Below are 23,255 nucleotides of genomic sequence, written 5' to 3'. Positions count from 1 at the left end.
TTATTTCCAAAAATTGTCCTGCAAGTGCTTCTCTAAATAACGGCTTACAACTCCCCAACCTTCGTTATCTGGGCAGCCATAATACCATAGTTTTTCTGCTATTTCATCCAGCTTGTCAATAGTATCAAAGTATTGTTCACTCATTTTTTCTTGTTCCGATTCACTATATTTTTTTAGCTCCTCTAAGTCCGTTTTATGTCCTTTCATAAAGTTTACAACCTTACAAAACTCACTATCGCTAAGAACCGATATATCCAAAGGGAAGATATTCGCTATATTTTTGGTTGCTTCACCAACCTTGTCTAATCCAATTTCATACATCGCAGAAGATATGTAAGGTAACAAGTCTGCATGATATTCTACAATAGACATCCAACCATCGCCTTGACAATTTCCTATCACATTAGTTACAACATGAAAAGTAAAAGTAACATCGGATACTTGTTGCCTAATTTCATCAATGCTACCTATCTCCCAAATCTTGTCAGATAAGGTTACAATCGCATCTTCTGTATTGACATCCATTCCTTGCAGGACATCACTAATTTTTTCAGTTTTCATATTTATATTGTTTTTTAGTTGCACATAATGTTTATCAGATAATCTACTTTAGGAGATTGATATGTTTGTTAGTTGTGTATTATTCCAATCAAAGTTTTTATCTGTAATTATAAGATTTTCTTTAGCAAGGATTACTTGAATCCTTTGGATTTCATTTTTTTCTATTATCCAGGAATAAACATTTGAGTTTAATAATTGCAGCCTACCGTTTTCCTGAGAGTTCACAATCCATTCTTTCAATGTAACACCATCTATTTTCTTACAAAGATGTCTATCTGTTATTATATTAAATTCATATATTTTTCGGAAATAGCCTTGCTGATGTAAATTGGGAGCACATATATGGTTTTTCCTCTTATCGGTATCATTTAAAGTCTTATTCCAGTAATTAAAATACCAATTATTTAAGTTTTCACTTTTATTATATATAAAAATATCCTTCGGGTATTTTTCATGTTGGAGTTGATATGTTCCCCAAAAATAAATTCCATATGGTATTTCAAACAATTCGCATACATTTTCCATAAATTGCTCATAAAATTGAATCGGAGACAGTTGAACTTTTCTCAACGCAGTATCTGCAATTTTGAACTCTATATCTGTACTCATATCATAGTTCAAAAAATTACTATGAATGTAAGAACATCTTAAATAGCACTCCGCACAATATCTTTGTACAATGGAGCTATACAAACTTATTAAATGATCCTCATTTATGGTAGAACAACCTCTTTCCAGATATTTGCTTATTGAACACAATCCATAATGCTCTGAATTTCCCCAAGAAACAGATTTTAACGGAACTCCAATATGATTCAAGAAATCATAAATTCTATTCACCCAATCATATTGCGGAATTTTTAGAATTACATCATATAGATATAAGGAATAAAAAATTTCCGTACTATAATTAAATTCCTTTTGTGTTATAAACCTTTTCATACATTTTTAACTTTAAGTTTATCAAGCAACTAATGTTTGGCAACTAATCAACTTTTATAGGTGATTAAGGTGTATGTTAGCGATATATTTATTCTTTTCTTGTTCAACGTATATTTCAAGTAAAGACCAAATATCAAAATCTGTATATAAGTATAATGACTTTCTCAAAGTCTCTATTTCATTACTAAAAGGAGATGTTTGATTAATTACATTTATTTTAGATAATATGTCAGCCTCTTGATTCGCCCCTATATTTTGGAATGCTTTAATTATTTTAAGGATAATGCTGTCAATCATATTATCAAGAACTCCACCTATCCCATTTACTGCAAGTTCTGTATCAAATGCTATAATATAGATTGCATCTTGAATAAAGTTAGGATAATTTCCTAACTTGTCGAGTTCTGGAAAATCCTTATCTTCTCCTTTATACATTTCTGCCCCTAATGTTTGAATTATGTCATCTGCTGACAAGTAGGGTATATTTTCTAATATCTTTTCTAAAGCATTCATGTTTTTTCTATTATATCGCTAATGTTCGGCAGCTAATCGCCATTTTGGGCGATTAAGGTGTATGTTAGCATCACTTCTAATAAAAGAATCACATATCAGCTAATTTCCACTTTACTTCAGAAGCTGATACATCATCATCAATATATGCTTGCAAATAAGCAGCTAAATCTTTATATCGACTTTCACCGTTGCAATCATATACCCATAATTCCGGTTCTTCTGTACCGTCAAACCATATTAGGCAAATCATTTCATAGCCATTATCGCTTGCTGCAAAAATGGAAATTCTGTTTGGCGCAAATAGTCCAGTAGCATGGTCTTCCCAATAATCCTTTGAAGCTTTTATGTCGCGAACAATTCCTATCAACCGTTCATCCTTTTCATCTTCATTCCATAGACTTTCCATTTCTTTTGTATCAAGCCAATCTCCATGTGTCGCATTAATCCATTTACCAAATGCCCCATACCTGATTTTCAACATAGGAGAGACATTTCTATAAACTCCTTTTTCAAGGGTAGGCACTCCCTTATGAAAGTCGATAGCTTGGCTTATTTGAACCTTACCTTCTAAATCAATGACTTCATCAAGCAATTCTTTTATTGTTTTCATTCTTTTTTATTTGATGCTAATGTTTGGCAGCGTTCCGCTTTAAGCGGTAGTGCTGTTTGTTATTGATGAATGTTCTTTTTTGTTGTACTAATCCATATTTCCAAATGGATATTCCTTTGTCTGCGGTTCCTCCGGTTTATGGTAGGGATAGTTCTTGTTGCTGTCGCAAAGGAAATAACGCCCCTCTTAAGATAGTCCATCAGGATATCACAGAAACTATCCCACTGGGGGAGGCTATTCTCAGCCCGGACGCGCACCAGTTCCTTTCTGTTCCCATACTGTGCTCCAATCGCAAAGCATTTCGTTCTGTGTCACTCGGCGTAGCTCGTCCCGCACCTCCATCAGCGCAAAGCCCAGCAGGTTTTGTCCACGCCACTTCATGGGGTCCTGGGCCTCCGGCGAACTGGCCGCGAGGCGGATGCCCCAGATGGCATCGTAGGGGCTGGCCTCCACCAGCACGCTGTCCCCGGTGGAAAGGAGAAACTCCCGCAGTTCGCGGTTCTGGCTGAATTTGTGCCAGTTGCCAAGCAGCACAATGGCGTACTTGAACTTGTCCCATACCTTCTGCTCAAAGCCCCGCACCTTGCGGCCCAGGGCCTTGATCTGCTTTTGGTCGCTGCATTTCAAAATCTGGTCTCGGATCTCTTTGTCACCAAAGAGCTCGGCCTTGGCAGCCATCATATACTGCTCCATGCAGAGGTAGGAGTCAGCCATCGTATAGAAGTCCTCCATCCACCACTGGCTGAGGCAGCTTTTTGTCAGTTGGCCGTCCTCGGAAGGCTGATGGCCCCAGAACAGGCACAGCTCCCGCTTCCGCCCGGCGGCAAACTCCTGCTGGAGCCACTGGCGGGTGTACTTTGGCTGGCCTTCCGGCTGCCACGCATCCACCAAGAAGTCACCATGCTCCAGTACCTCGCTGCTGTCCTCGTCATCCCACCAGCCCTTCCAGGTCACTGGCTCGGGAAAGAGAGTGCGGTATTCCGTCCGCTCCTCCGGGGAGAGGGTGTCCAGCCAATCGCCAAATCGGTCTATGTAATCCTCCCCATATCCCATGCGCCAGCCAATGGAGTATCGCTCGATCTCCCGGTGGGCCAGCCAAGGGGGAGGCATGATTTTCTTATCTTGTAGTGCCATAGGGTTTGTCCTTTCTTATCCGAGCAGTTTTTGGTTCCATTCTTCTTCTGTGACCAGTTTATTCAGGATATAGAAGTGCTTATCATCCCTTGAGAGACTCTTTTGTGCATTCACGATTCGCCAGGATTGCAAGTCGGCTTTCGGCAGAAGATAACCGCCCCAGAAGATGGACTTGGCATCCCATGCGAAATGGGCGTCATTGTTGGAAACGAAGGTGGCAGGGTCTGCTTTTTTCAGTATCTTGATCTTGCCGGCAAAGTTTTCATAGTACACGGCCTTGCTGTCCTTGGCATATCCGTAGGGAATCCGCACTCGGATGGGGCGCTGTGTCCCATCGGACATGGTCCGGATCTCTTCAATCAGTTTGACTCCATCATCACAGACAACGAAAGAGCTGATGTCCTCCGGCTCAAACCGGCCGCCGGTCGTCCAGACACTTTTACAATCCCTGGCGTAGCAGTTATTGAGTGCCGTGAACGAGGCGTGATCCACATTCCGCAGCTTTTTGCACTGGAGAAAACAGTGTTTGCTATCCTTGGCAAAGCGCCGATTGAACCAGACAAAATGCTCTACATCCTTGGACACCGGGTCAAAACCCCAGTAGACCATTTTCCCGTCCGTCCAATAGTCCAGGATCTCCTGCGCGTCCTCATCATAGAACAGCGGGTTGTTGTCGATGTTAGGCAAAGTCATATAGTCCACATCTATGTATTTTGGCGGCTTGGGAGCTATATCTATATCCATTTTATCTTTAGGTATTAATTTTTGTTCTTTCATATTCATCAATAATGTTTAGAGGATAGCCGACCGTTTAGGGCGGTTCATCCTCATGTTCGAGACAATTTTTATTTCCTTTATTACATACTATATAGAACTTCAATTTTTGACTGCTGTTTCCGGCAGAAAGAGGTGTGAAGTTCATGCCCGCACCCCGTTCGTTTCATTACTGCTCTTATCCGTATTTCATTCATTTTTCAGTTCTCCTTTCTTTCTTTTCATGGGATTTCACTGTTCTTGTTCACGGCAGGACATAGCTATCCCATGTTGCTGTCATGCCGCTTTTTTCCGGTGTATGTCGCAATGCTCCAGTATTACCGTGTATGTCATGCCGCCACCCGTTACCGTGGTATGGCTGTAAACTCTCGTCCGTCCGCAACGCTCGCAGAAATACGGGTTTTCATATCCGCTTTCTGCCTGTTGCAACTCGGCTTCCTCTATCTCGCTTTCATCCTGCCCGAAGTATTCTTCCGGCAGGCTGCCTTTATTGGAATAGAAGCCGTAGTACCTCACGATGCGGAAATAGCGCAGTGGAACGTGTTGCAGCAGCCGGGGGAAGAACTCCCGGTAATGCAGCGTCAGTTCCTTTTCAACCGGGTTCCTCCTGTCGGGTGAGTTTTTGTAATCACGGTAACGGAATGAAATGTTTTCGCCGTCCATTGCCGTAATCTTGTACTCGCTCAGACACGCCCGTTTGGAATACCTGCCCACATATTGTATCACCTGTTCCGGCATCTGTATGGGCTGCTCCAAATGTACAATCCAGTCCTTTTTGTTCACCACCTTTTTGATGAAGCCCATAAACTCCATGCGGTCGTGGAAATCATGCTCCAACCTGCCCGCATCGAACAACCCTATCAGGGCGTGTTCAAACTTGTAGCGGAATACCTTACAGATAGAGGGGATATGCACGTAGTCATGTTCGGGGATGACTATCTTACCGTCGTTATCTATGCCGCCCCATGACATAATCATGTGCGTGTGTACATGGAGCTGTTTCGTTTCCCCGTAGGTATGCAGTACGGCAATCACTCCGGTTTTCAAGCCGAACTTGTGCATCATCCAGTCTTTCAGCGTTTCAGCCGAAGTACGCATCAGTATATTCAGCATTTCTTTCCTGTTGCGCTTCACCAAGTCCAGCAGGATATGCGGCAAGGTCATCACCACATGGCGGTGCGGCACCCGCAGCATCTTTTCTTTCATGCGTGCCGCCCATTTCAGCGTGTCACGCCAGCCGCATGACGGGCAAAAACGGTGTTTGCAACTATGGCTGATTTCCCGTACTTCCCCACAATCGGGACAAACGTATGTGTCTATCCCCAAAGTGGTTGTGCGACATACACGGATAGCGTTCACCGCCTTGTACTGTTCGGGGGTGATGTACTCCGCCGGGTGCTGTGCGTATTCATCCCACCACCGATTGAAGAAATCGGACAAGCGGTACTTCTTTTCTTTGCAACCGTCTGTATATATGTCGTTTAGCACTTCTTTCATAGCTCGCACACAAATCCTTTTTTACTCTATTTCAACATCTAATCTTTTGATTATTAGTTGTTTATTGTCTTGAATGTTATGCTATCAGCCGATTTGGCTGTTATTTTTTCTAAGTATCATATCTATTCCTCTTCTGTCAACAGGTCATCCAACGGGCTTTTGATATTGCTTTTGAATGTATCAGCTATATGTACATATCTTTCCGTTGTCTTAATGTTGTTATGTCCCATAAGCTCCTTTACAATCTTAATGTCAGTGCCTTGCTCCAATAGATGCGTGGCAAAGGAATGACGTAACAGGTGAGGATAAATACGTTTCGTTATGCCGGCTTCAAGTGCGGCAGCCTTCAAGCGTTTCGATATGATGCTTTCCGTGAAAGGCTCTCCAGGCCTGCGCTCAAAGAACCACACTTTCGGTCTGTACAGTCGATTGTATTCTGCCAACTTCTTCATCAATGGTTTGGACAGCAGGGTATAGCGGTCTTTCCTGCCTTTTCCCTGTCGCACCCGGATCATGAAACGTGACTCACTGATGTCTCCGGGTTTCAAATTCAAAAGTTCACTGATTCTCAACCCGGCGGAATAAAGTATGGAAAACACACAGAAGAAGCGCAGGTCTTTCGCTGTCACATCAAGTATCTTTTTTATCTCTTCCTTGCTTAACACGTCGGGCAGTGTCTTTTCCCGTTTTGCACGGTTCACCTTGTAGCATCGGCGTTCCTGTCCGAGTACCTTCTCATAATAAAACTTGATGGCATTGATTCTCTGGTTCTGCTGGCAAGAGGATATGTTTTTCTCGTGAATAAGGTAAAGCAGATAGTCATTTATCTCACCGGAAGTGATCGTCCCGATGTCACGACCTTTGAAATGTTGCTGGAAATCCCGGAAATAGGATGTATAAACCCTGACAGTATGTCCGCTGTACCGCACCTGCTCCAATTTCTCCAGATAACCTTCCGGAAGAGGCGGACGACTGTCTTCCTGTTTCCTGGGCCCCAGCTCCCTGATGGAGGAATAGTCGATAAAAGCCATCTTTACATAACGGTCAAAGAACTCCGCAAGCACAAAGTGCTCTTCCGGCAAATAGGCTTTGCCGCCCACAAGTTGAATGCCTTCCTCTTTAGACAAAGGTATCCGCAGGCTGTCATCATCAAAGGCTGCCTCAATGAACTTCCTACCATACCTGACGGTAGGCGTAAGTTTGATTCTGGGCTTGTTCTGGTATATGTCCATATCAATTCTTTTTTAATTACTGTTTTGGACAATGTTTCCTCTATTAAATAGGGTTACGCAAGATAGGTATTTTTCCCTGATTTTTTGGTGCTTTTGTCTGTTAATAAACGATAAACGCAAATCTCGCCTGGGACTTTACAGGCAAAGATGCGCCTCCATTCAATAGACGTGCACATACTGTACTTTCCCGTCAAGCAGTTCCACACAGCGGTCGTCGGAAAAGCGCAAAGTCTCCAGAGTCCTGCCTTCCTTTTTGACTTCCGATTTGTGGTATGGTTCACCCCATGCGGAGATGACCATTTCCCTCGTCATGCCGGTATCGACCTTGCGGAAGGCAATCAGCTTCCCGTATTTCTTGCCGTACCGTTTTTCCAGCTGGCCGATACGTGCAGTGCTTACAAACTCATACACCTCGTCACCGCCTATAGGAAATGCTTCCACTCGTACACCGTCAGCATCCTCCATCAGCAGAAACGCCCCGTCACTGTTCATCTTCAGGCCGACGTCCACACAACGGTACTCCGCACCTTCAGCCGGGGTAATGACCTGACCGTCCTCGGTCTCCACGGCCTTGGCAAGCGACAGGAATGTCTGCCCGACAAAGCGTTTCAGTTTCTCATAATACCCTAAACAGGTCATGCTCAGCGGATACCTGAACGGGTTATAATACATCTCATCGCCGCTTTCTTTTTCACGAAGCAGCAGGCAGCATCCTGCCGACAGGTAGTCTGTCTTGGTCCAGACCTTCACCACCTCGTAATATTTTCCGACCACCTCTTTAGCGGGGGTCGAACTGATATTGACCGCCTTGTACACCGTCCGGTCATCCCCGGCAAGGAAGTTGGATGTGTAGAAGGCATCCCAGTAGCCGTCCCCGTCATTTTTCGCCCCGTGCATGTACAGGGTCTGTCCCGGAAGGGAAGCGAAACTCCGCTTCTCCACGTTCGTCAGGCTGTCATAGGGAAGGGCATTTGTCACCGTGTACTCTTTCAGTCCATTGCTCTTGGGAACGATGTTAAGCTGTGCCTGGGCATACATCGCCGTACACAGGAAGAAGGTCATAATTGGAATTGTTTTCATACTCAATCTCTTTTTTATGTTTACAGATTTCATCTGAGGAAAGAATGTTCGGCTACTTGCCGGAAATAGAGAACAGAAACAAAGCCAGTCCTATCCCGACGGCAAGGATCACCCCCAGCCAGAAACGGAAAGCCTTTGGTCCGAGTGTATCCAGCCAGAAATTCCCGCCCCAGCTACCCGGACGTGTATAGGTCCACTTCCATCCGCAGATTATACCCAAAAGCCACAGCAGCAGTATTGCCGCCACTACCAGATAACCGTACCTCGGGCTTGTCTGAAGCAACTGCGGGAAACCGGTTATGAATTCTTTGACCTTTTCAAACCATTCCATAATAATACTTTTAAGAAAACAACGGCATCTGCCGTTTGCAAATTTAACGAAAAGTGCACAGAATCAAAAAGTTTCGGTAACCATTATTTGCTCTGTCATACAAGAAATTTTATTTTTGCACAGAAACTTACGAATCATGGAATACATACTTATAGAATCTCTTAAACACGACTCATTCCGGACACAATGGGAGGAATGGGTACTCAAAGTTGCCGAAGCTGTCCGGCAGACAGATATCCGTATTCCACGGACTTGGACCATCCTGAAACCTTTGTCCGAGAACATACCGGCCATGATATGGCTGACAGAAAAACTGAGAAAACTACAGTCAGTCCCTTCGCTTGAAAACAAGACTGAAACCGCGCTATACATACTGGCAAGTTTCTGTCGGAACAATAGAGTGCTCGGCTACGTAATCGATACCTATATGTACCAATACAAAAACCGTAATGCCCACGGCCTGTTGGTTTGCGCTAAAATTCTTCATGCAATAAGCCCGGAAGAAGAATATCCGCACCTGAACTTCCTGTATAACCTTATGGCCGGAAATGTCATCAGCGAATTCAAACGGCACATGAAAACAAACGATTCTTTCATGACCGAATCCGATTTCCGTCTTGCAGAAAAATATATCCCGGATTTCAAGGGAGCAGGTTTCAGAGAAACAGTCCTTTTGCGGGTTACAGCAAATATGACCGGAGAGGAGCTCGCGAAAAAATGCCACATGTCGAATACCGTATTCCGGGAACGGTTCAAGCATGAATTCGGCATGAACGTATCACAATGGCTACGTGAAAGGAAGAAAAAGAGAATAGCAGGAATGCTAAAAAATCCGGCGATACCGTTATATCGGGTAGCGGAAAACAACGGCTTCAAGTCAGAGTCAACCTTCTCCGACTATTGCAAACGGAATTTTAACAAAACTCCCTTGCAGTTAAGAAAAGAACTGCTTGCCGACACAGTCCGATAAAAATCAGAAAAAATCCGTTAGTAATCAGAACATCACTTCATCGTCACCTCCGTAACTTTGTAAAAATCACGATACAAGGTTATGGAAACGAAAAAAGAAAATCCAATAAAACCTTCGGGTTCCCTGCTAATAAAAATATTTGCCGGTTACACTATCCTGACACTGCTGGTTATAGGAATCATCGCTGCTTTATGGCATGAAAAAAAGGTTTTTGCGGAAGCAGAAGCGGAAGAGAACGCAATGCTTGCACAACGGGAACTGACCAGCAGGACATTCAAAGCGCTTGTTTCACTCTTTCTGGACAACGAATCGGCATATCTGCGTGACATATCGGACCAAAAAGAGTACAATGAAAAAGAGAACAGGGTCTTCTTCATGCTTGATGAACTGAGAAAAGTATATACCGACTCCCTTCAGCAGGCACGCATTGATACAGTCGAGTTCCTACTCAATCAAAAGCATGACCATATCCGTTCTTTGAAGAATATCCCTTCCGTACTCACACAGATGGACAGTATCCTCTCAAGTCAGCTTCCGGTACTGGAAAGAAAAATGACTTCTTCCGCTACAATATTACATACGGAACCGACGAAACCTGAAAAGAAAAATTTTCTGAGCCGCCTTTTTTCCCGGAAAAGGAAACAGAAGGAAACAGAAACATCAATACAGCAAAAAGCCGGACAAACCGATAACGCCCATAACATCCGAAAGTTCGGGGATGAAATGTACGAGGTACTGGAAAGGCAAAACCGGCTTTTTGAATCACTCGCGGACTCTCTTGAGCATAAGAACCATATTCTCAACCGGAACATCTCCAGACTGATCAATGAATTGGAAAAAGACGCCCTGGAGCGTACTGCAGAACGGCATCAAAGGGTTTCTGAACTTAGGGAAGAAGCATTCGACACAATATGTATCATATCATCAGCAGCCTTATTATGCGCCTTGTTCCTATCCATATTCATAACCAAGGATATACACAGAAAACACCGCAAGAGAAAAGAACTTGAGGACTCAGACCTGCATAACCGTAAAATGCTGGAGATACGCAAAAAGATTATCATCACGCTCTCTCATGACATTCGGGGCCCCCTGAATGCCATCCGGGGAAGTGCAGAACTGGCAATGGATACCAAAGACAGAAAACGGCGAAATTCCTATCTGAACAACATCCTGAGCTCTACTGGACATATCATGCGGCTGGTAAACAGCCTTCTGGACCTGTCACGCCTGAATGAGGCCAAGGAAACTCTAAATGAAATTCCATTCCGCTTGAATACCTTCCTTTCAGACATCGAAAAAGAATATGGACGCATAGCCAATGACAAGGGAATAATGCTATCCGGAGACTTTATCGGAACCGACATTACCGTTACCGGCGATGCGGACCGCATAGAGCAAATAATCAGCAACCTGCTGTCCAATGCCATAAAATTTACAGAATCCGGTTCTATTGGATTCTTTGCCATATTCAGAAACGATATTCTGACAGTAACAGTCAGGGATACAGGTATCGGCATGAGCGAAGAAACCTTAAAACGCATATTTTCTCCATTTGAAAGGGCAGCAGTAGAGATTTGTCCTGAAGGTTTCGGACTTGGCCTCTCCATTACAAAAGGACTCGTAACCTTACTGAAAGGAAATATCTCCGTGGAAAGCAAAATCGGAGAAGGCAGTACATTCAAGGTGAGCATTCCGCTGAAAGAAACATCAGAAACAATTGAGGAAAAATGCACAACGCTTCCAGATCCGGCAAAAAGACTTCCACACCGTATCATAGTCGTGGAAGACGATCCTGTCCAGATGGAAATAACACGCGACATCCTGGAAAGGAATGGAGTCAGTTGTCATGCCTGCCAAAATGTAAAAGAAGTGGTCTGTCTTTTGAGAAAAGAGGATTATGATCTGATACTTACAGATATACAAATGCCGGGAACCAACGGCTTCAGTCTGCTCAATCTGCTGCGCAACTCCAATATTGGCAGTTCACGAAGCATTCCGATAGCTGCCATGACTGCAAGAGGAGATGAAGAGAAGGAGAATTTCATCAAGGCTGGTTTCACCGGATGTATCCATAAGCCTTTTTCAAGCCCGGAACTGCTTCTGTTCCTGTCCTCTATTATGGAAAAGATGAACAAGCCTGAATCACAATCAATAGATTTCAGGCCGCTCATATCGGATTCCGGAAACAAACGCAAGGTATTGACAATGCTTGTAAAAGAATCCGAAACGAACAAGGAAGAACTTGTGGAAGCAATAAGGAATAAGGATAGAATGCGGATAAAGGAGATAATACACCGGATGTTTCCCATGTGGGAAATGCTCGGAATTGCAGAAGAATTGCAAGAATACAGAAACCTTGTCCACGATGACAGCTCCGGAGATCAGGTCATGAAAGAATGGACCTTGAAAATAACAACCAGCCTTGACAGACTTGTCTCGGCAGCAGAAAATGAGATAAACAGTTTAATCAGACAGGAAAATGAAAAGGAAAATACTGATAGTTGAAGATAACGTAGCCTTGTCCCAACTGCAAAGGGACTGGCTTGAACGTTGCGGCTATGCTGTCACAACCGCCATGGATGAACCTGCGGCAAAAAGAGTACTGAAAGCCGAAAATATTGCCCTGATTCTTTCAGATGTAAGACTGCCTCAAGGAAATGGCATAGAACTGCTTGAATGGATAAACCGGGAACACATTCATATTCCATTTGTGGTAATGACCGAATACGCTTCCTATCCTGACGCGGTGCGTGCGATCAAACTCGGAGCAAAGGACTATCTGGTGAAACCGGTTCACAGGGAACAACTCCTTGAACTTGTGGATACATTCCTCAAGCACATGTCCGCTATCTGGAACGGTGAAAAGCATCTGTTCAAAAGGACAAGCGCACAAGCCGTAAAATGTGAAAAACAGGCAAAACTGGTCGCTCCATCCGATATGTCGGTACTGATATTGGGGGAAAACGGTACCGGTAAGGAATCGGTTGCGAGGATGATACATAACTACAGCGACAGGCATGAAGCTCCGTTTGTCGCGGTAAACTGCGGAGCCATTCCCGGGGAGCTCGCGGCTTCACTTCTGTTCGGCCATGCAAAAGGGGCATTCACCGGAGCTGATACAGCCAGACAGGGATATTTCGATCTTGCAAAAGGAGGGACACTGTTTCTGGATGAAATAGGGACGCTGCCTTATTCCGTACAGTCTGTCCTTTTAAGAGTCTTGCAGGAAAACACGTACATACCTGTAGGGGACAGCAAGGAAAGACATGCGGATGTAAGAATAGTTGCGGCCACGAACGAGGATATTCCCAAAGCCATAGCGGAAAGACGCTTCCGTGAAGACCTTTATCACAGACTGGGAGAATTTGAGATAACGCAACCTCCATTACGCCAGTGTCCCGAAGACATTCTGCCACTCGCGGAATTTTTCAGGAAAGAATCTTCCACCAAACTGAGAAGAAATACGGAAGGATTTTCCATAGAAGCCCAGCAGCTTCTCCTTTCCTACGAATGGCCGGGGAACATCAGGGAGTTGCAGAACAAGATAAAAAGGGCCGTGCTGCTGACAGAAAAACCGGTCATCGAACCGGAGTGCATGGATATCGGCATCAATACGAATACCGTATCTGCAAATTCTGTCTATTATGATGGCATGACAGAAGAAAAACTGTCCATCATCAAGGCTCTAAAAGCCACAGGCGGCCACCGGAAAAAAACGGCAGAACTGCTCGGCATCAATCCTGCTACACTGTACCGTAAGATGAACAAATATGGGCTGAAATGAATATTTTTTGCAGTGAATTGCCTGTAATTCCAGCAAAATGACTAATTTTGTAACAGACTGGTCTATTGGCCATGTCTGTATTTTGAAATAAAATATGACGACGCCGCAAAGCGGCTGTCGCCTATTATACATAAGTCGCAAGACGTCTCAGGTAGGAATCTGGTAAATTTCAAATTGTAGAGACTTTTGCGTGCAGCTTATGCTATGCCTAAAAATAGCGTGAGCTCATGCATTATCTACAATGGGCTTACCAGAGCCCCTACCTGAAAATGTGTGAGTTTCACGCTTTTATTTATAACAGGTAGAGGTATGGCAAAAATTCAGATCGTATTCGCAATGACCATCGACGGTTACTTCCCGGATGATGACAGGCTGATGGAATGGATAAGAGAAGACAGGAACGGATTCCTTCTCTGGAAACAGCACAGCACATTTTCCATAGCCCCTGACTACCCGATGGTCGATCTTATCTGTTTCAAGGATACCACTTCCTCTGATTCCATATTCCAGGCAATAATATCCGAACGTGAAGATACGGAAATATTACGCAGACTGTCTGTATATCACCTTCCCGACGAAATTGTCATCTATATGCTGCCTGTAATTTCCGGCCATGGAATACGAATATCTGATTTTCTTGATTCCTGCTCCTGGAATCTGCACTCCTCAAAAAGTTTCCGTAACGGTATTTGCCGTCTGATATATCGCAAAACATTGCAATAGCTTCTCGCAACTGCAATGTTTCTGCAACGTTACCCAAACATGTCTTTTTGAATTTCTATTTTTTATCTCACTGTAATCCAGTGGGATATATTTTTATGTGGGTGTGTATTGCTGCATTGGTCCATGTTTTGGCCTATATCATAATGAAACCTGTTGCGCAACACGGTGTAAAAAATGGAATTATTACACTAAAAACAGAATTCATTATGATACAGATAGACAGGGAGACATTCCAGATGATGCTCCATCAGATAATGGAACGGTTTGACAGGATAGATGACAGACTGAACCGCATGAACAGGCAGACGGCCGCCCTTGAGGGTGACAAGCTGCTTGACAACCAGGATATGTGCGAACTCCTTGGTGTTACCAAGCGTACCCTTGCACGCTACCGCCAGAAGAAGCTCGTCACATACTACATGATTGACGGACGTACCTATTACAAAGCTTCGGAAGTCCAGGACTTCCTGAACAAAAAGGGAAAGGTGCTGCCGGCGAAAATAAAAAAGGAACTCGGTCTTCAATCCTAATAAAATGACGGTATGGAAATTATATGTATGGAAAAACAGACCTTTGACGAATTGGTTGTCCGCCTCAGCCTGATTGAGAAAAAAGTCATCGGTCTATGTAGTCAGACCAAAGACGCGGGACTGAAAAAATGGATGGACAATCAGGAGGTATGCGGGATTCTCCGAATATCCAAAAGAACACTTCAGGTATATCGCGAGAAAGGACTGTTGCCTTTCACCCGGATCAAGAACAAGTTCTTCTACAAACCGGAAGATGTACAAAGCCTGTTGGAATCAAGTTATCACCCACAAAAAAGAAAGCCATGAGTTACGATCTTATAAACAGAAAAGACCAGCGGATTGATACTATTTTCAAAGGGCTGGAAAACATGGAGCGCATGATAGACGCAATACGGACGACTCCAAGGCCCACATTTCACGGTGATTATTTCCTCACGGACGAGGAACTTTCAAAGCTGTTGAAAGTAAGCCGGCGTACATTGCAGGAATACCGGACCCTCGGTGTGATACCTTACTATCTTGTGCAGGGAAAAGCCCTTTACAAAGAGTCAGACATACAAAAAGTTCTTGATGACGCTTATAAAAGATGCAGGGAAGAACAGCGATGGGTATGAAGCAAAAGTAAAAGAAACGGCCTCTTTACAAGGTCGTTTCTTTGTTGTCGGACAATTGGTATCCGAATCTCCTTCTTCGTTTCCTGACAATAACATCTTCTTCATACAGACCAGGAATCCGATCCATTCCGGCTGCTTTCAGCCGTTTCATGTCCTCGTCCACTTTCCTGTCAGTCACTTTGGCGTAAAGCTGCGTGGTCTCAATACGCATGTGCCCCATCATTTTACCGACTGTCTCGATTGGAACACCTAATGAAAGGGTTATATGGGTTCCGAAATTGTGTCGTGCCTTATGAAATGTAAGTTCAAATCCGTAAACTTCACCCAACTGGTGGGCGAGCATAATGAAATACGTACGACTATACAGATTGAAGACCTTGTCATCCTTTCTCTGTTCCCGATATTTTTCTATTATCTTCAACGGAATATCCAGCAATCGGACAGAAGACAGTGTTCCTGTTTTCTGGCGATGGATATGGATCCACCATGAACCGTCTTCAGATTGGGTAATATCATTTACCCTCAATTTTTTCAAATCCGTATAGGCAAGTCCGGTAAAAGTGGAGAAGATGAACATATCCCTTACAAACTGAAGCTGTGGCTTCTCGACAGGTGTTGTAAGCAGCGTCTTCAGATCTTCCAGCTTCAGATGACGACTTTTCCGTTTGGGCAGTTCAGGATGAAGGCGACAATACGGATCACGGCGGATTGTTCCCTGGCTGACAGCCCGCATGGTCATCTTCTTCAGCCTGTAAAGATGTTCATGCACGCTCTTCGGGCTTAAATTCCTGTCCGTCCTGAGAAAAAGTTCAAAGTCATCGTAGAACACACGGTCAAGACTACGTAGCAGTACATCCTCTACGCCGCGTTTTTCCTGCACGAAAGCCGAAAGGTGCTTATATGAACGTAAGTAGGAATCATAACTCTCCTTTATACGATCCACACCGATACGTTTCTTAAACTCCTCGTTATGCTCTCTGAAAAGAGCCAGCAGAGTTAGCGGTTTCTGACCGACTCCCATCACGGCATTCTTCACCTGCTCTGCCGTAATAAATCCCAGACTGTTCTTAATCCGCCTGTAATGCTCCTTGATTTCTTTGGTCAGATCATCAATAGCCCGGTTGACGGTAATTGCATTCTCACTGCGGCCGTCAGCCCGTCCTTTTTCAGGATTCCAGATGGCCGGATTGACGGATACTTTCGTTCCTATCTGTTCCCATTTGGCATCTATGCTTATCTTGCACAGCAACTGGCACGTTCCATCCTTACGGACTTTGGTGCGGTTTATATAAAACAGTATCGCAAATGTACTGCGACGTTTGATTTCCATATTGTCAGTATTTCTTTTCATATCCTATTTTTTGCCATTATCAAATAACTACAGAAAACCGCTCAGCAATTATTTTATCCAATGCTTTCGTATCTGTATCTATCTTATTGTCTGTCACCTTTGCGTAATGCTGTGTGGTCTCAATACGACTGTGCCCCAACATCTTGCTGACCGTTTCAAGCGGTACGCCATGGGAAAGTGTAATTTCTGTCGCATAGGTATGACGGGCTGCATGGAAGACCAGCTTACGTCCTATACCGCAAATTTCGGCGATGCGTTTCAAATAACGATTCAATGAACTGTTGGAATACATGGGGAGAAGCTTTCCTTCAGGAGCCATATCGCGGTATTTTTCAATAATATGGAACGGCAGTTCCATAAGCGGTATTTCAAAATCTACACCGGTTTTCTTGCGAGAACTCCTGATCCACCAGGTACCATCTTCCGCGAGAGAAAGGTTTTCATTTGTCAGCAGACACATGTCGCTATAGGGAATACCCGTATAACAGGAAAACAGGAACATATCTCTCACATGATAAAGAATCTGATCATGGAGAGGTGTTGTCATAATCCTATTCAATTCTTCGGAGGTGAGATATTTCTGTTCCGGTTTCGGATGTATCGGTTCATATCCGACAAACGGGAATACTGTTATTATACCGTCAGCAATAGCTTCTCCGACAATTGTTTTCAGTTGGACGGTAAGATTGACTATTGTGCCTGAAGCCAGACAACATTCCGTACGTAGATACAAGTCATATTTTTCAATGAAAGAACGGTCCAATGCGGCAAAAGGGATATCTGACAGCTTATATTGCATCTGTAAAAAACGTACCAGATGATTGTAGGAATTGCGGTAAGCCCTCAATGTCTTTTCCGTACGATTGATCCCAACGCGTTTCTCGAAATTTCTAATGAAAAGTCTGAAATAGCTTAATAGGGTTTCTTGTTCCGAAGCCATACCCAAAAGTTGATGCTTTACATCCTCTGCTGTTACATCCTCACGGATTGCAGATTGTTCCGCATAGATGCCGAGCGCGGCAGCACGTATTTCATCCAGTCTGTTGTTTATGTCTCTTGCCGCAACACTTTTTCCACACGCCCGTCCGGATGACCACAATGACTGTGGCACACGAAACTTGACACTGAATGCTGTTTCAGAGTGCTTGCCGACAATAAGCCGTGCCATCACGGGACAGTTTCCCCCGGCATCCGCCTCGCTCTTTTTAAGGTAGAACGAAACCTTTACATCTGTCTGATTCATAATCTGTTCCATTGTTTGCAAAATTAACAGAGACAGAGTTAATCATCGGCATGTAAAATATCGTCAGACATCGACAAAGCTATCACCATTGACTTCCGGAACCTATATTTTTCATATCTCAAAAAAAATAAGTACCTTCGCTAAGCCAAAATGATGAAACTGCGTTCTTTACGGTCGGAGCAGAAAGGATTTTCAAACAAATCCATACAACTGGAATGGGCAACGGATAGGTAGCAATTTTTTCGCTTAACTATTCAAAAAACGGCTTCAAAGCACACATTTACAAATGCGGAATAATGCTGCGTATCTCCCTGAAAGCCCAATAGTTTACATTATTCTTCCTAAATCCATCCGAAATCGGGCGAGTTTTAGTATCTTTGAACCATTGGAAACAGCTCATTATTAATAGTAACCTAATATACAAAGATTTATATTAAATATTAGAATTAAAAAAAGATGTGGTTTCCCCCAAAAAAATCCCGCCATATAGCGGGATTTTCTTTTCAGAATAATTCTAACTGTTGTCCGGGAGTATTCACATCTATAGTCTTTTTCCCATAGAAAAGTTCTATACTCCCAAATTGTTTGTCTGTAATACACATTATTCCAACATTTCCATGTTCAGGTAAAATCGATTTGACTCTTTTTATATGTACCTCCGCATTTTCACTACTTGCACAATGACGAACATATATAGAAAATTGAAACATTGTAAATCCATCTTTTTGCAGATTTTTTCTAAAATCTGCATATGCCTTTTTATCTTTCTTTGTTTCGGTTGGCAAATCAAATAGTACAAGTACCCACATAACACGATATTCGCTAAACCGTTCCATTACATCTCAGGATAAGATATTCTGCGCAACTCACCGCTGAAACATTTATACAGAGAAGCTGTAGTTTGCCCAACAGCTACCATCAACGGACTACGTTTTCCCGAAATAATAGTATCCAACGTAGGAATAGTAAGCAGTTGTACTTTTTGTTCTTTAGCCAATTCTCTACAATTTATTTCTCCTCCCTTAATCATATCATATACCAACCTATCCACATAGGGGCGATAAGGCTCCATTATATCATCTGCCAGGCAATAAGCATTATAACGGTTGTGATGATGTATTCCCAAAGTGGGCAAAAGTCCACTTGCAACCAAACCACGGGCAACGACTGCCCGCAAAATAGCATACCCATAATTCAACAGATTATTAGGTGGAATACCTTCCCTATCCCTTGTAAAACCTTCTATCTTAAACAATTTTTTCCAATAATAAGCAGCTGCACGAGCCTCCAAATTGTCCGGATCTCCACTTTTCACATCAGTAGCCCATATCTTCATACACTTTATTTCCTCTCCAACACATTTATTCAATACCGCTGCCTGATTTTCTATTTTAGCTTTTACCGTTTGTTGCCAAAGTTGTTTCATTAATGGCAAAGAAGCACCAATTTGCTGTCGGAACCTCTCATTTTGTGTCGTATTTCCATACAAAGGAAGCATCAAACCAACCGGCATACTTTTAGAATCGCAAGTTATAACTGCACAATTCTTTTCAAGTAAAGCCTCCAACACTCCCGAAGTAATGGTTATCTGCTTGTTATCCAATACCACTATCCCAATATCCTCTATCGGCTTAGTCACCTCAGATATTTGCTTGAAACCCTCGGACAAAGCACCGTTTTTTATGACCTCTGGTAATTTAATCACTAACTGAGCATTTTTCAAAGAGAGATAAACTGGACTTCCAAAATAAAATGTTTTCTTAATCATAGTATACAGATTTTAAAGTTATTCATTCGTTGTTTTCCTCAAAAGGAAGTTTTAAGGTATCATCATGATTATCTGAATCCAACAAAAATTGTCGGAAAAAATAATACTTCTACCTAGTTCTTTTTCAGCTTGTTCACGCACTACTTCAACAACATTTCCACCACACTGTACAACTTACTTTTCAATAGTAAATGTATATGGTTTTTCTTTCTGAGAAATTTCCGTAGTGACGTGTTCGCCAAGCATCGCGAATATCAATTCTAAATCGAGCATATAGTCACAAAGGTTCTAATTCTTCTTTGTCAGTCCTTTATATATTTTAATCCGAAGGGCTTAATCCCAACGTTGCCTTAGATATTTCTGGCGTAAGAATAGCATAGTCACTTTTCCATAGCTCCCCTTTCTTTCCACTCATCCGTCAAATTCTGATGAATGGTAGGTCCTCTCAAACGTTTGTCAATCCAATCCTTTGGATAACCTTTCTGCTCATACAGTTCTTTCATACACTCCTGAACTAATTCCGAATTTTCTATTTCCTATACATTTGTTACCAAAGTTTTTCTTTTTTTCTGTATCTGTCAACATTTCTACTTGGGGACAATTTGTCCCCAGATAAGTAGCCAATTCTTCATCCCATTTTCGCATCTTCTTCAAATAGTCCGTAGAATTCACGATATCAGCCAACACACCAACTACATAAACAACTGAAAAGTACCACTGTTGTTCTTCTTCATTCCACATAGAACGGATTTTCTTTTCTTGAAATAACTTTATACTATTCATTTATTCTATACTTAACTTCTATTATATGCCCCAATCTATCAACTCTTATAGGAATACATATTTCTTTTATTGACTCTTTAGCATCTGTCAATTCCACTTTATTTAATGAAGAATATTCTAATTTATCAACTATTACATTAGCAACATTACAAGGGACTCCATACAGACGATTTCCTGTAAAACTTACAATTTTATAAATCCTCCCCCTATCTATTGGTTCATTTATCCTACCCAACTCCCGTTCTTCTTCAGTTGGCAGATACACCAAATCATTAGGAGATAACCAAAACAATAGTTTATCCCCTTTATCGTTTCTATCAGGAACAGGAATAAGCCCTTGTTTCTCACGTTCTATAGCCACGTCTAAAGGGACAGTCACATACGTCCTTTTTCCATTTTCTGTTACATAAATAGCAAAAAATAAATTAGTACCTTTAGCAGCTCCTACCCATTTAGTTCCTTTATTACCTGATACACCAACGCTAAATTTATTTCCACGTGATTCATACACTCTCACCTTATATATTGGCTGATGCTTTTTTCCATCATTCAACTGTAAAATATTACGATTCATTTCTTCTATTCCTTCTGCAGAAAAAGCCCAATCCGCTTTTCCCCCCTTTACAGATAAATGATTCAAAAGAATTTTCTGTATGCCAGTGTCCGTTACTGATTCTTTTATTTTCTTCTCATTGAAAGTTGAATCAAGTGATTTACGTACTGCGACCAAAGGTTCAGAAGTATTTTCTGTAAAATAATAGACTGCAACTTCAGCTATGTCCAAATCTTTCCAAAAGAAAACATTCTCTTTGAAATATTTTTCAATTTTCTTCTTATCATATTTATATGATAACAATTCAAGAACCTTACCTTTCACTCTCTTATCAACAATCATAGTAGGAGTATCCAAAGCTACAGACAACCGTACCCTTTTTACTTTTCGCAAATTCACCGCCCCAAAAACTGTATCCTTATGCATTGGCTTACGAACAGCCCAATTATCACCAATTTCCTGTTTTTTATAAATACGATTTCCTGTTATATCAAAATGTTGATAAATATTAGTTGTTTTATTTATTATACGTAAATTCTGCTTTAAACTAATCACTATTTTATCCAATGCCTCCCTTGTATCTTGCGTAAAAGTATTCCATGGCTTCTTTATAACCCATCTATAATTACCACCACCATCTACTCTATTCTTATCACACAACAATCTCTGCAAATCATAACGGGAAATATTGGTATTCCGGCTTGCAGACTCATTACTCAAATAATTCACATGATTCCGCGTAGCGCAAGCTATCACTATTGCATCCATAGCATGATGCCTATGGTCAATACGCTTCTTGCTAAACCCTTTCTGATATTCAAGGGGTAATTCCGTCTGAAAAACTTTTTTTCCATCTTTATTCTCCCAATGTCCAAAGCACTGTGTTCCAGTCAAAGCGTTTAAACGTTCAAAACGAGGATATACAATACAGTTCCAAACATCATTCATTCCCCAATCCTTTTTCAACCTGTCCGTCACGTTTCCCGTACAAACTAACACATTTCTTGAAACAGCCTCTGGTTCATATCCATCATTATCATTCTTTTCACGAACAATATTCGATAAAAGCCCTTTGACAACCTTACTGATATACCGACTATCGTTCAATTGGCGTTCAATAAATTGTTCGGGAATATCATCCATCAACAATTTCTTCATTTTCACGCTTGATTTAGCATATTGTTCTTTTACAAATCGTTCGTAACTATCCACAGAAAGAATTTCTACCTTTTTCCCAAAACCCACTTCAACTTTCTGCCCATGATGATTCTTAATAAACTCATACCCCAATTGATTATCTTTCAGTTTATTCACAGCAGATTCACATATCACTTTGTTAGAAAAAGAATCATCAAAATAGCGAGACTGAGGAATTATATGTTCTATCTCATACGCAGTCGTGAACAATTTTCCTAAAGGTATCAACTCACCGGTATAAGGCGAACGATACTTCTGCTCCAGCCATAATTTATAACGTAAAAACTCTGATTTTGTCGGTAATTTGCTATTATTGAATTTTTTCAATATTGCATCTATATCTTCCGGAATCGGTTCTTCTCTTTTCAAAACCGTATCCTCATAAATTCGCAATATTTCTTGCTGACTTGGTGAATAGGGACGAATATTCTCAACCTCATATTCCGGATTCATAAATTCAACAAGTAATGTCTTTATACGTAGATTAGCTTTTTCATTCTCTTGAATTTGTGCAGTCATTCTTTTTCGTTTGTCCGCAGGACTCTTCATCTCACGTCCTAATTCAATATGAATTTCATCAATTTTCCCAACCTGTTTCCAAATATCCCTAACAACCCTCAGTGTTTCTGTTATCACCTGTTCTACAATAGGATTGCGTAGTGAATGTTGTTTGAAAGAAGCCAAATAAGCATCAATATCCGCCGGAGTTTCCCATTTAGCAATTTCTTTATTTTCAGAATGACGATTATATACAACATAGCAAGCCAACCATAGCGGAAGTCTCTTAAAACAATATATATCCGACAAGTTTATCGCCTTTTCTCTAACCTTAGCAGCTATATTCCTATCATACTCACCTGTTATTATCCTTTCTATCCTATCTCTCGTCGCATCATCAATCAAAGATGTATCCCAATACTTTCCACATCTCATCAAAGGCAACAATTTCTTTATTGCCTTGGCAGAATATGCTCCATATTCAGATTTAAAAGGAGGAAATTTTTTGAATACTTCTACAAAAGATTCATTTAATCCGTTCTTAACTGCAAAGGTCCGTAAGGC

Annotated in this window: 24 protein-coding genes; 7 read left to right on the top strand and 17 right to left on the bottom strand. The window is 42.0% G+C overall.

Annotated features, from left to right (window positions below; all coding sequences use genetic code 11):
• The 10 genes from AB5903_RS12485 to AB5903_RS12440 form a co-directional block, all read right to left on the bottom strand.
• Complete coding sequence (locus tag AB5903_RS12485) at positions 1-561, bottom strand: hypothetical protein (RefSeq protein ID WP_195530440.1); 561 nt, start codon at positions 559-561, stop codon at positions 1-3.
• A gap of 48 nt (positions 562-609) precedes the next feature.
• Positions 610-1,503 (bottom strand): hypothetical protein, encoded by an 894-nt coding sequence (locus tag AB5903_RS12480; RefSeq protein WP_368117879.1) that lies wholly within the window; start codon positions 1,501-1,503, stop codon positions 610-612.
• Positions 1,504-1,557: 54 nt separating this feature from the next.
• Entirely contained in the window at positions 1,558-2,016 is a 459-nt protein-coding gene (locus tag AB5903_RS12475; RefSeq protein WP_368117878.1) for a hypothetical protein, read from the bottom strand.
• 88 nt (positions 2,017-2,104) lie between these two features.
• Positions 2,105-2,626, bottom strand: coding sequence for a hypothetical protein (locus AB5903_RS12470; protein ID WP_117685424.1), 522 nt, complete (start codon positions 2,624-2,626; stop codon positions 2,105-2,107).
• Between the two features lie 240 nt (positions 2,627-2,866).
• Complete coding sequence (locus tag AB5903_RS12465; RefSeq protein ID WP_368117876.1) at positions 2,867-3,760, bottom strand: NADAR family protein; 894 nt, start codon at positions 3,758-3,760, stop codon at positions 2,867-2,869.
• A gap of 15 nt (positions 3,761-3,775) precedes the next feature.
• Positions 3,776-4,537, bottom strand: coding sequence for a DKNYY domain-containing protein (locus AB5903_RS12460; RefSeq protein ID WP_368117875.1), 762 nt, complete (start codon positions 4,535-4,537; stop codon positions 3,776-3,778).
• Between the two features lie 273 nt (positions 4,538-4,810).
• Positions 4,811-6,031 carry a transposase gene (locus AB5903_RS12455; RefSeq protein ID WP_287711147.1) on the bottom strand — a complete coding sequence of 407 codons (1,221 nt, stop codon included), beginning with the start codon at positions 6,029-6,031 and terminating at the stop codon, positions 4,811-4,813.
• Between the two features lie 122 nt (positions 6,032-6,153).
• Positions 6,154-7,263 (bottom strand): site-specific integrase, encoded by a 1,110-nt coding sequence (locus AB5903_RS12450; protein WP_022161673.1) that lies wholly within the window; start codon positions 7,261-7,263, stop codon positions 6,154-6,156.
• Between the two features lie 159 nt (positions 7,264-7,422).
• Positions 7,423-8,343, bottom strand: coding sequence for a hypothetical protein (locus tag AB5903_RS12445; protein WP_368117874.1), 921 nt, complete (start codon positions 8,341-8,343; stop codon positions 7,423-7,425).
• Between the two features lie 52 nt (positions 8,344-8,395).
• On the bottom strand, positions 8,396-8,674 hold the full coding sequence (locus AB5903_RS12440) for an immunity 17 family protein (RefSeq protein ID WP_368117873.1): 279 nt from the start codon (positions 8,672-8,674) through the stop codon (positions 8,396-8,398).
• 136 nt (positions 8,675-8,810) lie between these two features.
• On the opposite strand from AB5903_RS12440, the gene AB5903_RS12435 reads away from it, so the two are divergent.
• The 7 genes from AB5903_RS12435 (at position 8,811) to AB5903_RS12405 (ending at position 15,298) form a co-directional block, all read left to right on the top strand.
• Positions 8,811-9,644, top strand: a complete 834-nt coding sequence (locus tag AB5903_RS12435) for a helix-turn-helix transcriptional regulator (RefSeq protein ID WP_368117872.1) — start codon at positions 8,811-8,813, stop codon at positions 9,642-9,644.
• An 81-nt stretch (positions 9,645-9,725) separates the two neighbouring features.
• On the top strand, positions 9,726-12,152 hold the full coding sequence (locus AB5903_RS12430; protein WP_368117871.1) for a hybrid sensor histidine kinase/response regulator: 2,427 nt from the start codon (positions 9,726-9,728) through the stop codon (positions 12,150-12,152).
• The gene (locus tag AB5903_RS12425; RefSeq protein WP_368117869.1) at positions 12,127-13,431 is read left to right on the top strand and encodes a sigma-54-dependent transcriptional regulator; all 1,305 of its coding nucleotides are present in this window, start codon (positions 12,127-12,129) and stop codon (positions 13,429-13,431) included. The genes AB5903_RS12430 and AB5903_RS12425 overlap by 26 nt, the downstream gene beginning before the upstream one ends.
• A gap of 309 nt (positions 13,432-13,740) precedes the next feature.
• Complete coding sequence (locus tag AB5903_RS12420) at positions 13,741-14,154, top strand: hypothetical protein (protein WP_368117868.1); 414 nt, start codon at positions 13,741-13,743, stop codon at positions 14,152-14,154.
• Positions 14,155-14,360: 206 nt separating this feature from the next.
• Positions 14,361-14,684: a helix-turn-helix domain-containing protein gene (locus tag AB5903_RS12415; RefSeq protein WP_022161965.1), complete on the top strand. Its 324-nt coding sequence runs from the start codon at positions 14,361-14,363 to the stop codon at positions 14,682-14,684.
• A gap of 12 nt (positions 14,685-14,696) precedes the next feature.
• Complete coding sequence (locus AB5903_RS12410; RefSeq protein WP_368117867.1) at positions 14,697-14,990, top strand: helix-turn-helix domain-containing protein; 294 nt, start codon at positions 14,697-14,699, stop codon at positions 14,988-14,990.
• Positions 14,987-15,298 carry a helix-turn-helix domain-containing protein gene (locus AB5903_RS12405; protein ID WP_368117866.1) on the top strand — a complete coding sequence of 104 codons (312 nt, stop codon included), beginning with the start codon at positions 14,987-14,989 and terminating at the stop codon, positions 15,296-15,298. The genes AB5903_RS12410 and AB5903_RS12405 overlap by 4 nt, the downstream gene beginning before the upstream one ends.
• A gap of 25 nt (positions 15,299-15,323) precedes the next feature.
• Here the strand turns inward: AB5903_RS12405 and AB5903_RS12400 are convergent, their stop codons facing one another.
• The 7 genes from AB5903_RS12400 to cas9 all read right to left on the bottom strand — a co-directional run.
• Positions 15,324-16,649 (bottom strand): site-specific integrase, encoded by a 1,326-nt coding sequence (locus tag AB5903_RS12400; RefSeq protein ID WP_022161962.1) that lies wholly within the window; start codon positions 16,647-16,649, stop codon positions 15,324-15,326.
• Positions 16,650-16,668: 19 nt separating this feature from the next.
• Positions 16,669-17,892, bottom strand: a complete 1,224-nt coding sequence (locus AB5903_RS12395) for a site-specific integrase (RefSeq protein ID WP_368117893.1) — start codon at positions 17,890-17,892, stop codon at positions 16,669-16,671.
• Between the two features lie 503 nt (positions 17,893-18,395).
• Positions 18,396-18,728, bottom strand: a complete 333-nt coding sequence (cas2, locus tag AB5903_RS12390; RefSeq protein WP_195658193.1) for a CRISPR-associated endonuclease Cas2 — start codon at positions 18,726-18,728, stop codon at positions 18,396-18,398.
• Positions 18,728-19,660 (bottom strand): type II CRISPR-associated endonuclease Cas1, encoded by a 933-nt coding sequence (gene cas1 / locus AB5903_RS12385; RefSeq protein ID WP_272709778.1) that lies wholly within the window; start codon positions 19,658-19,660, stop codon positions 18,728-18,730. Before cas1 ends, cas2 begins: the two co-directional genes overlap by 1 nt.
• A 380-nt stretch (positions 19,661-20,040) precedes the next feature.
• On the bottom strand, positions 20,041-20,163 hold the full coding sequence (locus AB5903_RS12380) for a hypothetical protein (protein WP_272709777.1): 123 nt from the start codon (positions 20,161-20,163) through the stop codon (positions 20,041-20,043).
• Positions 20,147-20,443 (bottom strand): hypothetical protein, encoded by a 297-nt coding sequence (locus tag AB5903_RS12375; RefSeq protein WP_272709776.1) that lies wholly within the window; start codon positions 20,441-20,443, stop codon positions 20,147-20,149. Before AB5903_RS12375 ends, AB5903_RS12380 begins: the two co-directional genes overlap by 17 nt.
• Positions 20,436-23,255 (bottom strand): type II CRISPR RNA-guided endonuclease Cas9 (cas9, locus tag AB5903_RS12370; protein ID WP_368117865.1); only part of this gene is annotated, 2,820 nt, incomplete at its 5' end. The genes cas9 and AB5903_RS12375, both read right to left, overlap by 8 nt.

It is taken from the genome of Bacteroides sp. 2201st1_D9_2201SCRN_220225 (assembly GCF_040928965.1).
Classification (GTDB): domain Bacteria; phylum Bacteroidota; class Bacteroidia; order Bacteroidales; family Bacteroidaceae; genus Bacteroides; species Bacteroides stercoris.
This window is presented reverse-complemented; position numbering and strand designations above follow the sequence as displayed.

Excerpts from the sequence above, each read along its gene's own strand:
- AB5903_RS12480 (WP_368117879.1), bottom strand. The coding sequence starts at position 1,503 with ATGAAAAGGTTTATAACACAAAAGGAATTTAATTATAGTACGGAAATT.
- AB5903_RS12420 (WP_368117868.1), top strand. The coding sequence starts at position 13,741 with ATGGCAAAAATTCAGATCGTATTCGCAATGACCATCGACGGTTACTTC.
- AB5903_RS12445 (WP_368117874.1), bottom strand. The coding sequence starts at position 8,343 with ATGAAAACAATTCCAATTATGACCTTCTTCCTGTGTACGGCGATGTAT.
- AB5903_RS12380 (WP_272709777.1), bottom strand. The coding sequence starts at position 20,163 with ATGAAAGAACTGTATGAGCAGAAAGGTTATCCAAAGGATTGGATTGAC.
- AB5903_RS12400 (WP_022161962.1), bottom strand. The coding sequence starts at position 16,649 with ATGAAAAGAAATACTGACAATATGGAAATCAAACGTCGCAGTACATTT.
- AB5903_RS12440 (WP_368117873.1), bottom strand. The coding sequence starts at position 8,674 with ATGGAATGGTTTGAAAAGGTCAAAGAATTCATAACCGGTTTCCCGCAG.
- AB5903_RS12375 (WP_272709776.1), bottom strand. The coding sequence starts at position 20,443 with ATGAATAGTATAAAGTTATTTCAAGAAAAGAAAATCCGTTCTATGTGG.
- AB5903_RS12405 (WP_368117866.1), top strand. The coding sequence starts at position 14,987 with ATGAGTTACGATCTTATAAACAGAAAAGACCAGCGGATTGATACTATT.
- cas1 (WP_272709778.1), bottom strand. The coding sequence starts at position 19,660 with ATGATTAAGAAAACATTTTATTTTGGAAGTCCAGTTTATCTCTCTTTG.
- AB5903_RS12410 (WP_368117867.1), top strand. The coding sequence starts at position 14,697 with ATGGAAATTATATGTATGGAAAAACAGACCTTTGACGAATTGGTTGTC.
- AB5903_RS12470 (WP_117685424.1), bottom strand. The coding sequence starts at position 2,626 with ATGAAAACAATAAAAGAATTGCTTGATGAAGTCATTGATTTAGAAGGT.
- AB5903_RS12415 (WP_022161965.1), top strand. The coding sequence starts at position 14,361 with ATGATACAGATAGACAGGGAGACATTCCAGATGATGCTCCATCAGATA.
- AB5903_RS12475 (WP_368117878.1), bottom strand. The coding sequence starts at position 2,016 with ATGAATGCTTTAGAAAAGATATTAGAAAATATACCCTACTTGTCAGCA.
- cas2 (WP_195658193.1), bottom strand. The coding sequence starts at position 18,728 with ATGGAACGGTTTAGCGAATATCGTGTTATGTGGGTACTTGTACTATTT.
- AB5903_RS12435 (WP_368117872.1), top strand. The coding sequence starts at position 8,811 with ATGGAATACATACTTATAGAATCTCTTAAACACGACTCATTCCGGACA.
- AB5903_RS12455 (WP_287711147.1), bottom strand. The coding sequence starts at position 6,031 with ATGAAAGAAGTGCTAAACGACATATATACAGACGGTTGCAAAGAAAAG.
- AB5903_RS12450 (WP_022161673.1), bottom strand. The coding sequence starts at position 7,263 with ATGGACATATACCAGAACAAGCCCAGAATCAAACTTACGCCTACCGTC.
- AB5903_RS12430 (WP_368117871.1), top strand. The coding sequence starts at position 9,726 with ATGGAAACGAAAAAAGAAAATCCAATAAAACCTTCGGGTTCCCTGCTA.
- AB5903_RS12425 (WP_368117869.1), top strand. The coding sequence starts at position 12,127 with ATGAAAAGGAAAATACTGATAGTTGAAGATAACGTAGCCTTGTCCCAA.
- AB5903_RS12395 (WP_368117893.1), bottom strand. The coding sequence starts at position 17,892 with ATGAATCAGACAGATGTAAAGGTTTCGTTCTACCTTAAAAAGAGCGAG.
- AB5903_RS12485 (WP_195530440.1), bottom strand. The coding sequence starts at position 561 with ATGAAAACTGAAAAAATTAGTGATGTCCTGCAAGGAATGGATGTCAAT.
- AB5903_RS12465 (WP_368117876.1), bottom strand. The coding sequence starts at position 3,760 with ATGGCACTACAAGATAAGAAAATCATGCCTCCCCCTTGGCTGGCCCAC.
- AB5903_RS12460 (WP_368117875.1), bottom strand. The coding sequence starts at position 4,537 with ATGAAAGAACAAAAATTAATACCTAAAGATAAAATGGATATAGATATA.